Source organism: uncultured Sphingopyxis sp., assembly GCF_900078365.1.
GTDB lineage: Bacteria > Pseudomonadota > Alphaproteobacteria > Sphingomonadales > Sphingomonadaceae > Sphingopyxis.
This window is the reverse complement of record NZ_LT598653.1, coordinates 2398579-2412341: the sequence shown is the minus strand read 5'-3', so window position 1 is coordinate 2412341 and position 13763 is coordinate 2398579. Positions and strand designations below refer to the sequence as shown.

The 13763-nt window shown below is 66.3% G+C and carries 9 protein-coding genes; 4 read left to right on the top strand and 5 right to left on the bottom strand.

Annotation, left to right across the window (positions count from 1 at the left end; all coding sequences use genetic code 11):
• The first annotated feature begins 85 nt into the window (after positions 1–85).
• Positions 86–2566, top strand: coding sequence for a glycoside hydrolase family 3 protein (locus tag QZL87_RS11105; RefSeq protein WP_295319296.1), 2481 nt, complete (start codon positions 86–88; stop codon positions 2564–2566).
• 47 nt (positions 2567–2613) lie between these two features.
• Positions 2614–3918 (top strand): sugar MFS transporter, encoded by a 1305-nt coding sequence (locus tag QZL87_RS11100; RefSeq protein ID WP_295319294.1) that lies wholly within the window; start codon positions 2614–2616, stop codon positions 3916–3918.
• 70 nt (positions 3919–3988) lie between these two features.
• On the opposite strand, the gene QZL87_RS11095 is transcribed toward QZL87_RS11100, so the two are convergent.
• Positions 3989–5125 (bottom strand): diguanylate cyclase, encoded by a 1137-nt coding sequence (locus QZL87_RS11095; RefSeq protein ID WP_295319292.1) that lies wholly within the window; start codon positions 5123–5125, stop codon positions 3989–3991.
• A gap of 135 nt (positions 5126–5260) precedes the next feature.
• Positions 5261–7390 (bottom strand): prolyl oligopeptidase family serine peptidase, encoded by a 2130-nt coding sequence (locus QZL87_RS11090; protein WP_295319291.1) that lies wholly within the window; start codon positions 7388–7390, stop codon positions 5261–5263.
• Positions 7391–7684: 294 nt separating this feature from the next.
• On the opposite strand from QZL87_RS11090, the gene QZL87_RS11085 reads away from it, so the two are divergent.
• Positions 7685–9877 carry a TonB-dependent receptor gene (locus tag QZL87_RS11085; RefSeq protein WP_295319289.1) on the top strand — a complete coding sequence of 731 codons (2193 nt, stop codon included), beginning with the start codon at positions 7685–7687 and terminating at the stop codon, positions 9875–9877.
• Between the two features lie 260 nt (positions 9878–10137).
• Here QZL87_RS11085 and QZL87_RS11080 read toward each other — a convergent pair whose 3' ends face one another.
• From QZL87_RS11080 to QZL87_RS11070, 3 genes are read right to left on the bottom strand one after another with little or no spacing between them, the layout of a single operon-like run.
• Positions 10138–11151: a histone deacetylase family protein gene (locus QZL87_RS11080; protein WP_295319286.1), complete on the bottom strand. Its 1014-nt coding sequence runs from the start codon at positions 11149–11151 to the stop codon at positions 10138–10140.
• A complete protein-coding gene (locus QZL87_RS11075; RefSeq protein ID WP_295319283.1) occupies positions 11148–11726 on the bottom strand; it encodes an FMN-binding negative transcriptional regulator in 579 nt (192 codons plus the stop codon). The genes QZL87_RS11080 and QZL87_RS11075 overlap by 4 nt, the downstream gene beginning before the upstream one ends.
• Complete coding sequence (locus tag QZL87_RS11070; RefSeq protein ID WP_295319280.1) at positions 11723–12679, bottom strand: alpha/beta hydrolase; 957 nt, start codon at positions 12677–12679, stop codon at positions 11723–11725. Before QZL87_RS11070 ends, QZL87_RS11075 begins: the two co-directional genes overlap by 4 nt.
• A gap of 176 nt (positions 12680–12855) precedes the next feature.
• Here QZL87_RS11070 and QZL87_RS11065 point away from each other — a divergent pair, with 176 nt between their 5' ends.
• Complete coding sequence (locus QZL87_RS11065; RefSeq protein ID WP_295319278.1) at positions 12856–13614, top strand: helix-turn-helix transcriptional regulator; 759 nt, start codon at positions 12856–12858, stop codon at positions 13612–13614.
• Positions 13615–13763: the final 149 nt, after the last annotated feature.

The following is a 13763-nucleotide window of genomic DNA, read 5'->3' as shown; positions in this document are numbered from 1 at the left end:
AGCCCAACAGAGTGCTTGATTTCATTCGGCCCCTATGCGACATCGAATCTTGATAACGTTCACATTATGAGGGATGGGAGAGACGATGCGCCGACAGGCAATGGTGATCGCGACCGCGCTGCTTCTGGCGGGAACCGCAATGGCAGCGACGCAGGACGCCGGCGGCGGCGCGACCGTCCATCCCGAACTCTGGCCCGCGGCGAAGAGCCCCGCCGCCATCACCGACGCCGCGACCGAAGCGCGCATCGACGCGCTGCTGAAGAAAATGACGATCGAGCAGAAGGTCGGCCAGCTGATCCAGGGCGACATCAGCACGATCACGCCGAAAGATCTCGAAACCTATCCCCTCGGATCGATCCTGGCGGGCGGCAACAGCGGCCCCAATGGCAATGAACGATCGAGCGCCGCCGACTGGGCGAAGCTCGTCGGCGAGTTTCGTGCCGTCTCCATGCGCCCGCAGGCCAATGGCGTCGCGATCCCGATCATTTTCGGGGTCGATGCCGTCCATGGGCACAATAATATCCCGGGCGCGACGCTCTTCCCGCACAATATCGGGCTCGGCGCCGCGCACGATCCCGAATTGATCCAGCGCATCGGCGCGGTCACCGCGGCCGAGATCGCGGGCAGCGGCATCGAATGGACCTTCGCGCCGACGCTCGCGGTGCCGCAGGATCTGCGCTGGGGCCGCAGCTATGAAGGCTATGCCGCCGATCCCCAGCTCGTCGCCGAATATGCGAAAGCGATGGTGCTGGGGCTGCAGGGCAAGCTCGCCCCGGGCAAGACCGTCGATGCAAGCCATGTCGCCGCGACCGCCAAGCATTTCCTCGCCGACGGCGGGACGTTCGAGGGCAAGGATCAGGGCGACGCCAAGGTGGACGAGAAGACCCTGATCGCGAAGCACGCCATGGGGTATCCCGCCGCGATCGACGCCGGCGCGCTGACCGTGATGGCGAGCTTCTCGAGCTGGCAGGGCGTCAAGCACCACGGCAACAAGGGACTGCTGACCGACGCGCTCAAGGGGAAGATGGGCTTCGAGGGCTTCGTCGTCGGCGACTGGAACGGCCATGGGCAGGTCGCGGGGTGCAGCGTCACCGACTGCGCGCAGTCGATCAACGCCGGGCTCGACATGTTCATGGCGCCCGACAGCTGGAAGGGTCTTTACGAAACGACGCTGAAACAGGCGAAGGACGGCACGATCCCTGCCGCGCGCCTCGACGATGCGGTGCGCCGCATCCTGCGCGTGAAATACAAGCTGGGGCTGTTTCCCGAAGGCCATGTCGACCGCAGCGCCGTGCAGGCGGTCGGCACGCCCGAGCATCTGGCGGTGGCGCGCGAGGCGGTCGCCAAGTCGCTCGTGCTGCTCAAGAACAATGGCAATGTCCTGCCGATCAGGCCCGGCGCGCGCGTTCTCGTCGCGGGGCCCGGCGCCGACAATATGGCGATGCAGTCGGGCGGCTGGACGATCAGCTGGCAAGGCACCGATGTCGTGCGGTCGGACTTCCCGAACGGGCAGACGATCTGGGAGGCGCTGAACAAGGCGGTCGGCGATGCGGGCGGCCAGGCGACGCTGTCGGAAAGCGGCGCGTTTACCGAAAAGCCCGACGTCGCGATCGTCGTGTTCGGCGAGGCGCCTTATGCCGAGTTCCAGGGCGACGTCGCGACGCTCGATTATCAGCCGACCGAAGCGACCGATCTCGCGACGCTCAAGAAGCTGAAGGCGGCAGGGATTCCCGTCGTCGCGCTCTTCCTGTCGGGGCGGCCGATGTTCACCAATCCCGAAATCAACGCCGCCGACGCCTTCGTCGCGGGCTGGCTGCCGGGCTCGCAGGGCGCCGGTGTCGCCGATGTGCTCGTCGCGGGCAGGGACGGCAAGACGGTGCGCGGTTTCACCGGCACGCTGCCTTTCGCCTGGCCGTCCGATGCGCGCTCGCCGGTCGAAAAGCCGCAGTTCGCGGCCGGTTACGGGCTGCAATATGGCGACGCCACGACAGTGCCGGAGCTTTCGGAAGAGCTCGGCGTCGATATTTCGGCGGCGCTGAATGTCGAGAATTTCTTCGCGGGCGGCCGCGCCCGCGCGCCGTGGGTGCTCTCGATCACCGATGCGGGCGGCAAGCGCCCGGTCGAATCGGCGCCGATCGCGAGCCCCGGCGGCATGATCGCGGCGCGCTCGGTCGACGTGCGCGCGCAGGAGGATGGTAAGTCCTTCACCTGGACCGGCCCCGCGACGCTCGAATTGACCGGACCCTATGCCGACCTGTCGCGCCAGTTGAACAACAGCTTCGCGCTGCGTGTCGACTGGCGGATCGATGCGGCCGGCGGTGCGCCGGTCAGCCTCGCGCTCGGCGGCAAGGCGTTCGACATTTCGGCCGCGGTCAAGGCGGCCGCCGAAGGGCAGGTTTCGACGATCAAGGTGCCGCTGCGCTGCTTCGCCGATGCCGGCGCCAATCTCAAACAGGTCGACAATGCGGTGACGGTCCGCGCCGACAAGGGTTTCGCCGCGACGCTGCTGCATACGAATGTCGAGGCCGTCGGCGAGAATCTGGCTTGCCCGCCCGCCGCAAAATGACAAGACCGGGCGCAGGTTAGCCTGCAAAAAAGGTTGGGGAGAGAGACATGGCATTAGCGCCGAACGTCGCGACGAGTGTGGACCCGAACGCGGCTGAACAGCCGGGCACGGGCGGTGGCAGCACCCGCATAGTGCTGATACTCGCCTTCGCGGTGTTTTTCCTGCTCGGCGGGGTGACCAACATCAACGACCTCCTGGTCGGCAAGTTCAAGCCGATGTTCCACCTGACGCACGCGCAGGCGAACCTCGTGCAGATGGCGTTTTTCATCGCCTATGGCGCCTTTTCGATCCCCGCCGGGATCGTCATGTCGAAGCTCGGCTATATCCGCACCTTCGTGCTCGGCTTCATCATTGTGGCCGCCGCCGCTTTCCTGTTCATCCCGGCGTCGGCCGCGGCATCCTATCCCGGATTTCTCGCGGCGCTCTTTTGCATCGGTGCGGGGATCACGGTTCTGCAGGTCGCGATGAATCCGGTGATCACGACGCTGGGTCCCGTCGAAACCTCGCACAGCCGGCTGACCTTCGCGCAGGCGTTCAATTCGATCGGCGTGTTCCTGATGGTCTATGGCGGCGCGACCTTCCTGCTTGGCGACGCGCAGCCGATCGACGCCGAAACCGCGAGCGAAGCGCAGATTCAGGCCTATCGCGTCGCCGAGGGGGCGTCGATCGGCACCGCCTATATGTGGCTCGGCGTGCTGATGCTGGCGATCGCGGCGGTGTTCTGGATGTACCGGTCGACGCTCGACCACGCCAGGACCGACGATGTGAAGCTCGAGGGCACCTGGGGCCTTCTGACCCACAATCGCCGCGTCCAGTTCGGCGCGCTGTGCATCTTCGTCTATGTCGGCGCCGAAGTGGCGATCGGCTCGAACCTGATGGCCTATCTCGCCGAACCCAGCGTGATGGGGCTGGGGCTCCAGGCGGCGGGCAAGCTGGTCGCGATGTACTGGCTGGGCGCGCTGGTGGGCCGCTTGCTCGGCGGCTTCATCCTGCGCCTCGCCAAGCCGGGACGCGTGCTGACGACCTTTGCGGCCGGCGCGATTTCGCTGATCATCCTGTCGGCGGTGACGACGGGGACGCTGTCGGGCTGGGCGCTGATTCTGGTCGGCTTCTGCAATTCGCTGATGTTCCCGACGATCTTCAGCCTCGCGACCGAGGGGCTCGGCGAACGGACGCCGCAGGGATCGGGCATCATGTGTACCGCGATCATCGGCGGGGCGATCGTCCCCTTTCTGTTCGGAACGGTGGCCGACCTCAGCGGCGACATCCGCATTGCGCTGGCGGTACCGCTGATATGCTACGCGATCATCGCGAGTTTCGGGCTGTGGGCGGCGGCGCGTCCGGCGGCATAACAGTGCCGCGGACGGCCGGCTCTGGCGCCGGCCGCCCGCGGGCTCCCGCCCCCTCGCGGGAAAGTGAAACCTAGGCTGGGTCGGCGATGCGGATGCAGTTCCGGCCCGCGGCCTTGGCCTTGTAGAGCGCCTCGTCGGCAGCCTTGAGCGCCGCGCGCGGGTCGCCATGGCCGAAGACGTCGGCGACCCCGCCCGAGAAGGTGATCTGGCCGAAGGGCTCGTCGGTCTTGCGGTTGATCAGGCGCCGGTCGGCGAGCGCCTCGCGCGCGTCGTCGAGCTTGGCGGCCGCCTCGCTCGGGGTCAGGCCCCGGAACAGCATGACGAATTCCTCGCCGCCGTGGCGCGCGACATGGCAATGATCGTTCGAAATCCGCGCCAGCGTGTCGGCGATCGCCTTGATCACGCGGTCGCCCGCTTCGTGGCCGTGGATGTCGTTGACCTTCTTGAACTCGTCGATGTCGCAAAAGGCGACGCTCAGCGGTTCGAGGGCGGCGCGCGCTTCCTTGTGATGGCGGTCGAGCAGCACCTCGAAGGCGCGGCGGTTGGGCAGGCCGGTCAGATAGTCGAGTTCGGCGTCGCGCTTGGCGCGCTCGAGGCTCCTGCGCAGCGCTTTCGCCTCATCCTCGCTCTTGCGCATGTCGTCCTCGGCCTTGCGCGTGCGGTCGAGCATCACCTTGGCGAGGTCGGCGAGGCTGGAGACGATGCGGCCGGTCTTCTCGAGCTGTTCGAGGTCGGTGACATGCTGTTCGAGTTCGGTCCCATAGTCGCTGGTGACGCTCCGGGCTTCCTTGGTGTTGGCTTGAAAGGCCTCGATATTGGTTTCGAGCCGCGTCATCAGCCGGTCGAGTTCGACGCGGTCGGGCTGCCCCGCTTCCTGATCGTCGAGTTCGTTGAGCCATTTCTGGGTGATGCCTTCGGCGCTCTGCGCCTGCGCGACGATCTGGCGCGCGAGCCGCGGGTTGCGCCCCGAAAAGGCGCCGTGCGCAAGCAGCAGGTTCGTCGGCGACACGTCGAGATCATTGTCGACGAGGAAGGAGGTGATCGAAGCGGCGAGCTCGTAACGCGCCTCGCGCGCCAGAAGGCGCGGGCCGCCGGGGTCGGGCGGCGCGGAGCCGTCGTCGGGGGCGCCGCCGCGTGCGTGGCGAAACCCCAGCCAACCCAGGAGCCGCCCTACCGGCTCGTTCGATGCTGTCGCTTTGGTGGTCATGCGAGCTTTAACGAGCGCGCGGGGCCGGATTTAAGCGCGACCTTGCTCCGTTTCGGCGGGAATTTGCGGCGGCAAGAGACGCCGGAGTCGGCCGGCGCCGCGATCCGCTCGTCAAATCAGGGATTTAGTCCGCACTTACGCGACGCAGCGCATGGCGAAGGCCCAGAAGAGCGCCTTTTCCTTATATTCGCTCGCAAGGTCGGCGCTGCCCTGATGGCCGCTGTCCATGTCGGTCATCAGCATCGCGGGATTGCCGCTCGTCGACTTGCGGCGCACCTCGGCGACCAGCTTCGCCGGTTCCCAATAGGAGACGCGGTCGTCCTTCAGCCCCGCGGTGCAGAGCAGCGGCGGATAGGGGGCGGCGCGGACATTCTCATAGGGCGAGATCGAGGCGATATAGTCATAGGCCCTGGGGTCGGCGAGCGGGTCGCCCCAGTCGGGACGGAACAGCGGGACGAGCGGGTGCGCGGCGTCGCTCATCGTGTTGAGCATGTCGACGAAGGGCACTTTCGCGATCACGCCGCCCCACAGCGTCGGCGCGATATTCATGCTCGCGCCCACCAGCAGCCCGCCGGCCGAAAGACCATAGGCGACGATCCTGCCCTTCGCCGTATAGTTTTCGGCCGCGAGATATTCGGCGCAGGCGACGAAATCGGTGAAGCTGTTGCGCTTGGTGAATTTGCGGCCGCCGAGGAACCATTGGCGGCCTTTCTCCGACCCGCCGCGGACATGCGCGATCGCATAGCGCCAGCCGCGATCGACGAGCGCGAGCGCGGGGATCGAAAATTCGGGATCGCTCGGGACGCCATAGGCGCCATAGCCATATTGGAGGAGCGGCGCCTTGCCGTCCTTTGCCGCATCGCGATGCGAGAGCAGGGTGATCGGCACCATCTCGCCGTCGGGGGCGGGAGCGAACAGGCGTTCGACCCGATAATCGTCGGGGTCGAAATTCGCGACCTTCTGCTCCTGGATGACCGTCTGTTCGCCGCTTGCGAGATCGACGCGGATCCAGCGGCGCGGCGATTTGGGCGATTGGTGCGCGATCATCACCGACGCGGCATCATAGCTCTGTTCGGGCGGCAGTTCGATCGCATAGGCGGGATCGTCGAACGCGATCGCCTGTTCCGACCCGTCGGCGCGGAAGATGACGAGGCGGTGCAGCCCCTCCACCCGTTCGAGCCGGACGAGCGCGCGCTCGAAGGGCAGGGTCGACAGGATCGGCGTGCCGGCGCGGTGCGGAACCAGCGCCCCGAGGGTGCGGAAATCCTCGGGATCGAGTCGCAGCAGCTGCATGTCGAAGGCGTCGCCCAGATCGGTCAGCGCGACGAGGTCGCCGTCCCATTCGTCGATCTCGTAGCGCACCCCGGTCCTGCGCGGCCAGACAGCGACGGGCGCGGCGCTTTCGTCGCGCGCGGGCACGAGGCGAACCTCGGCGGTCTCGGGCCCCGCGAGCGTCAGCGCGACGAAGCCATCGGCTGCGGTGCGCTTGACCGACATGAAGATCGCCGGGTCCTTCTCCTCATAGACGAGGTCGGTGGTCTTGCCGTCGACCGAGGTGCGATAGAGCCGCGTCGGCCGGTTGCGCGCGTCGCGCCAGATCCAGAACAGCCAGCGCGACGAGGGTGAGAAGACGAGCCCGCCATAACCATAGGCGTCCTTGTCCACGATCGTGCGGATCGCGCCGCTGGCGTTGTCGCGGATGCAGATGCGGTGGCGGTCGTTGCCGATGACATCCTCGGCCCAGGCGAACCAGCGGTGGTCGGGGCTCGGCTGGTGGCCGGTGCTGCGGAAATAGGGTTGACCTTCGGCGCGCGCGCTTTCGTCGACGAGCAGTTCGGCCTTTCCGCCTTCGCGCTGGCGCGTATAGCGCGCGTGGGTGGCGCCCGGAGGGATCGCCGACGCATAGGTCCAGCCGTCCTTTTCGAGCGCGGGCGCCGCGGCGGCATCCGAACCGCGCGCCAGCATCGCGCGCACCAGTTCGGCTTGCTCGGCTTCGGTCGGCTTCAGCACCGCATCGGCATAGGCGTTTTCGCCGGCGAGCATCTTCGCGACGGCGGGGGGCAGGTTGGTGCGGTTGCGCTCGCCGCTCGCCGGGATGAACTTCATCCAGCTATAGGCGTCGTCGCGCGTGCGGCCCAATTGTTCGATGACATGCGGGATGCGCGGCGAGCGCGGCGGGGTGATCGCGGGCCAGCGTCCGGCGGGCTCCTTGGCCCGGAGGGCGCGGTTTCCGAGCAGGAAGGCCGCCATGGCGGCGCCGCTCATAAACGCTCTTCGACCCATATTTGCGATGCTGTGCATGCGACCCTCTTTTCGACCCACGGCGATGTTTCGTCCAGTCTATGGCGGCCGGGATGGCTTACTGCGCCGATCAGGCCGCCCGCTCCATCGATCGGGCAATTTGACCGCAAGTCCCCACGAAACCGCGCTTTCCCGCGGGCACGCGCTGGCCCGATCCGGCTCGATAATGGCCCGACCATCGCCGTCACGCCAATTTCGCGTGATAGCTTGAGCATCGGATTTTCCTACCAATAGGCAATATCAAAAAGGGAGGCAGAAATGGGCTTTGCATCGATCAGGCGGGTCGCCGCGTGCGGCATCTCGGTCCTGGCGCTGGGCTATGCGACGGGGGCGCTGGCGCAGGAGGTCGACGATAGCGAGATCGTCGTCACCGCCGCCAAGCGCGAACAGTCGGTGCGCGACGTCAGCGGATCGGTGAGCGCGGTCAGCGAGGCGACGCTGCAGAAACTCAACGCGCAGAGCCTCTCCGACTATATCACGCGCGTCCCGGGCGTCATATTCAACGACTATCAGCCGGGCGTGTCCGAGGTCGTGATCCGCGGCGTCGCATCCTCGACCTATCACGAAGCCAATCAGGCGACGACGGGCTATTATCTCAACGAAGTGCCGCTGATCGAGCCCGGCTTCCCGCTCGTCATCCCCGATGTCGACAGCTTCGACGTCAGCCGCGTCGAGGTGCTGCGCGGGCCGCAGGGCACTTTGTTCGGCTCCTCCTCACTCGGCGGCGCGATCAACTATGTGGTGAACGAGGCCGATCCCGCCCGGTTCGACGTCGGGTTCGAGGGCAATCTCGCGACGACCAAGCGCGCGGGCGAAGCGAGCTATGCGGCGAAGGCGATGGTCAACCTGCCGATCGTCACCGACAAGCTCGCCGTCCGCCTCGTCGCGCTGCAGCGTTACGACGCCGGCTATCTCGACAACACGCTGCTCGGCGAGGACGGCAGCAACGACCTCCGCGTGCGGGGCCTGCGCGGCTCGATCGTCTTCACCCCGACCGAGACGACGCGCATCTCGGCGCTCAGCATGTATCAGGAATATGATCTCGACGATCAGACCTATGTGATCTTCGGTCCGCCCAAGACCTTCGAGCGCGCGACCAACGTCGCCGAATATCAGGACACGAGCTTCATGATGCACAGCCTGCGGATCGAGCAGGATCTGGGCTTTGCGACTCTCACGGCCGTCGGCAGCTATACCGAGAAGAAGGCCGATCTGGCGTTCGACAATTCGATCTTCAACGGTAATGATCCGCGCACCGACACGCCCGAACTCGCGAGCAGCGACGGCAAGTCGAAGACCGAATATGGCGAACTGCGGCTCGCCTCGCCCGACGGCGGGCGGTTCCGCTGGCTGCTCGGCGCCAATTATACCCGGCTGCGTTCGAACAACACCGACGGCACCTTTATCGAGGGTATCGCCGACTATATCGACGCGAATCCCGGCGAGTTCGGCGGCCGGCCGGGCAGCGAGCTCGCCCCCGGCGACCTCGCGACGCGGACGATCAGCAGCAACCGGGTGACCGAAAAGGCGATCTTCGGCGAAGCATCGTTCGACATCATCGACACGCTGACGCTGACCGTCGGCGGCCGCCTGTTCGAATATCGCTCGCGCCCGCGCCTGCAATATCTGCCCAACGCCAATCTCGTCGATCCGTTCGATTTCGCACCGGCGGCGAACAAGGATTCGGATTTCATTCCCAAGGTTTCGCTGACGTACAAGCCGTCGAACGACTTCATGGTCTATGCGCTCTATTCGGAAGGTTTCCGCATCGGCGGCGTCAACGTCTATTCGGCCGCGGTGCCCGGCCTGCCGCTGACCTTCGAAAGCGACACGACGAAAAACTTCGAGATCGGGACGCGCTTCGACCTGATCGACCGCACGCTGAGCGTCGACGTCACCGCCTATCATATCGACTGGGGCAATGTGCAGGCGCGCCTGTTCACCCCGGTCGACTTCGACGCCTATACGGTGAACGGCGGCGGCGCCGACATCGACGGGGTCGAGATCAGCCTGAACCTGCGTCCGACGCGCAACCTCAGCTTCTCGTCGAACATCGCCTATAATGACGCGCGGCTGTCGACCTTGCTCCCCGACAGCTTCGCGCCGGGCGGCGGCTATGCGAAGGGAACGCGGCTGCCGGGCGCGTCCGAATGGACGCTCTCGAATTCGCTCGACCTGAGCTTCGCCGACGCACCGCTGAAACCGCGCTTCGGCATCGCGCACCGCTATCTGTCGAGCGCGCCGGTCGATTTCGCGGGGACGCTGGAAAAGGGCGATTTCCACCTCGTCGATCTCAATGCGTCGATCACGGTGAACGATCGGATCGAGCTCGGCCTGTTCGCGAAGAATCTGTTCAACCAATATGGCATATTGAACGCGCCCTTTGCGTTCGCCGGCTCGGTCGCCCGGCCGCGCACGATCGGGGCGACGGTGCGGTTCAGCCTGGATTGAGGAAACAGAAAGGGCGTCCCGCCGGACAGGCGGGACGGTCTTTTCGAGAGTGAACGGTTTTGGCCGGGGGCGGACGTTGAGAGAAGAAAGCCCCTCCCCTTCAGGGGAGGGGTTGGGGTGGGGGCCATCGGCCTTGCGCGAGGTCGATGGCCCCCACCCCACTGCGACTAGGCAGCAAGCTGCCAAGTCTTCGTTGCCCCTCCCCTGAAGGGGAGGGGCTTGATGGATCGCAACGTCCGCTCACCACCCCAAAGCTGACGTTATTCCTCGAACCCCGAAAGAAAGGCCGCGACGTTCCTGCCGAGGTCGCCGACGGCATAGCCGCCCTCCATCACGATCAGCGTCGGAACACCGAGCGCGGCGATGCGCCCCGCCAGCTCGACATAATCCGCGCGTTCGAGCGCGAAGCTCGAGATCGGGTCACTGCTGTGCGTATCGGCCCCGAACGAGAGGATAAGGCATTTCGCGCCCCAATCCGCAATCGCGGCCAGCGCGGTGTCGAGCGCGGGCGCATAGCTTCGCCCGTCGGTGCCGCGCGGCAGGGGGAGGTTGAGCGTTGCCCCTTCGCCCGCGCCTTCGCCGCGCTCGTCGGCATGGCCCCAGTAAAAGGGATAGTCGGTGCGCGGGTCGGCGTGGATCGAGCAAAAGAAGATGTCGGGATCGGCGTAGAAGATGTCCTGCGTTCCGTTGCCGTGGTGATAGTCGATGTCGAGGATCGCGACCGGGCCGAGGCCACGGTCCTGCGCCGCGCGCGCCGCGATGGCGGCGTTGTTGAGGTAGCAATAGCCGCCCATATAGTCGCGCCCCGCATGGTGTCCCGGCGGGCGGCAGAGCGCGAAGGCGTGGGTTTCGCCGCTCGTCGCCAGATGATCGAGCGCGGTCAGCGCCCCCTGCGCCGACCAATAGGCCGACTGCCACGTTCCCGCCGCGATCGGCGTCCCGGCATCATAGCTATAGGCGCCGAGATCGGCATCGATGCGCCCGAAACTCAACGGCCGCCGCCGCCTGATCGGAAAAGTGTAGCCGATCGCATCGCCCTGGCGGCCCGCGGCGATCCAGTCGCGATGCGCGCGTTGGAGGAAGGCGAGATAGTCGGCGTCATGCACGGCGAGCAGCGGCGCCGTGCCAAAGTCGCGCACCGGGCGCCAATCGGTAAAGGCCTCGACGATCGAACGCGGGCGCTCGACATTCTCGGCATAGGGCGCCCAGTCGCCATTATGCAGCTCGCGCGCTGGCGCGTGGGCCATCTGGCGGTCGTCGAAGAAGAGCTTCACCTTTTTGCCTGTCCTTCCATCCACGCCGCGAGCGTCCGGTCGCTGTGCCCCGCGACGATCTCGGCAAAGCCGGCCGCGCTTTCGTCCTGCCCGAGCTTGAAGCTGTGCTCGGCCGAACGGACATGCGCGCGAAAGGCGATGATCTGACCGAGCATTTTTTCATAGCGCGGCCCGAGGCGCGCTGTCGACCAGGCGCCGTCTTCCATCTTCGTGACCAGCCGCTCGATGGCGTCTTTCGTTTCGCCCTCGACGAACTCGACTTCGACGCGGAAGCGCAGCACGGCATAGTTCCAGGTCGGCGCCCAGTCGGGCTTCGACAGCAAGGCCGTCGGGACATAGGCTTCGGGCCCGGTGAACAGGATCAGCCCGCGTGGGTCGGCGCGGAAATCGGCGACGAGCGGGTTGCGCCGCGCGCAATGGCCGAACAGCGCCGTCACTGCGCCATTCGCGTCGGTTTCGGCGATCAGCGGCAGCGGGCTCGCGTGGAAATCGCGCGAGACGATCCACGCGAGCGGATAGTCGGCGATGAGCCGGGAGATGTCGGCGGCGTCGCGCGGGTCGTAGAGCGAGGTCATGCCTTCAGCGTATCACGGATCCACGCCGCCTGCTCGTCGAGCGCGCGGTTCGCGAGCGGCGCGATCGACATGGCTTCGAGAAAGCTGTGCGTCGCGCCCTGATAGGTGACCGCGCGCGTCGGGACGCCCGCGGCTTCGAGCTTGCGCGCGAAGTCGTGGTTGCAGTCGGCGAGAATGTCGCACTCGGCGATGGCGAGGAAGACGGGGGGCAGGCCGGCGAGGTCGGCGCGCAGCGGCGCGACGAGCGGATCGGCAAGCTGTTCGGGCCCGTCGATATAAGCGGCCCAGAAGGCATCCATCTCGTCGGCCTCGAGCGAATAGTCGCCCGCGCCGAAGCGGGCATAGCTCGGCGTGCGTTCGGGGGCGAAGGCGCCATAGTTGAGCAGCATCGCGGCGGGCAGCGGGCGCCCGCGCCGGCGTTGCAGCAGGCAGGTGGCGACCGAGAGGTTGCCGCCCGCCGAATCCCCGCCGATCAGCACCCGGTCGGCATCGAGGTTCAACGCGTCCGCCTGCGCCGCGATCCAGTCGAGCGCGGCGGCGCATTCCTCGAGCGCGACGGGGAATTTGCTTTCGGGCGACAGGCTGTAATCGATGCCGATCACCGCGATCCCGGCGCGCGCGGCATATTCGCGCATCAGCCGGTCGTGCGTGTCGATGCTGAACAGCATCCAGCCGCCGCCGTGGATATAGAGCATCACGGGCAGCTTCTCGTCCGCGACCGGGCGGTGGAGGCGCAGGCGGACGCCGCCAATGTCCATTTCGCGGGTATCCGCCATTATCGGGCCACCCTCGCGCCACGGCCGGCGCACGCGTTCGGCGACCGCGCGGCGCACCGCCATGTCCGCGCCGGCGGGGGCGGCATGTTCGACATAGGCGGCGTTGATCGCATCGACGAAGCGGCGAATGTCGGGGTCGGCCATGTCGTCCTGCACGGCGCTCAAGCCCTTTGACATATTTGATAATCCTTTGCGGAAACGATCCTTGATCGCCTGATAGCCGCTACACCGTCCCATCTATCGCCCGAACGGGCCAATCACCGCAGCGGACAGGCCAGCGAAGCTGTCATCGCTGGTCAGCGAAGCCGATGGCCTATATTCATTACTTGTCCAAGACTCGTAAGGATCGGGCCATGAAGCATAGTGTCGATGTTCTGACGAACGACCGTCCGGTGATGGCGCTGCAGGATGAATATCCTGCGGGCTTCGTCGATCCGATGCACAGCCACGACCATATCCAGATTCTCTACGCCTCGTCGGGGGTGATGTCGGTGCGCACGCCCGAAACGAGCTTCGTCATCCCGCCGCAGCGCGCGGTGTGGCTTCCCGCGGGGACGCGGCACGAGGTCGCATGCCGCGGCCCGGTGTCTCTGCGCACGCTCTACCTCCCCTGCGCGGGCCACGAGCATGAGCAGCAATGCCGCGTGTTCGAGGTGTCGAACCTCGTCAAATCTCTGATCCTCGAGGTCGTCGATTTTCCCGCGCTTTACGACGTCGACGGGCGCGAGGGACGGATCATCGCGCTCTTGCTCGACGAGATCGGGCGGATGCCCAACGCGCCCTATCAGGTGTCGATGCCGTCGAACCCGCGTCTCCTGCGCGTCTGCAACGCGATCATCGCCGACCCGTCGGACCCGCGCGACATCGACGATTGGGCGGCGCTCGCGGCGATGGGACGGCGCACCTTCACGCGCAGCTTCAAGCAGGAAACGGGGATGGGGCTTGCCGTCTGGCGGCAGCAGGTGCGATTGATGGAGGCGCTGTCGCTACTCGCCGCGGGCGCGTCGATCACGCAGGTCACCTATGACGTCGGCTACGACAGCCCCAGCGGTTTCGCCGCGATGTTCCGCCGCGCCTTCGGCGTCCCGCCGAGCCAGTATCTGAAGCATTAAGCGGGCGGGGGCGTGTGGGACACCTCCAGATCGCAAGCGTTTATGACTGAAGCATTTGAAAAGTTCGTGTGTCCCCGCGGAGGCGGGGACCCATCTCCTGCCGGTTCAAAATTGCACCGGCCGGAGATGGGCTCCCGCCTTCGCGGGAG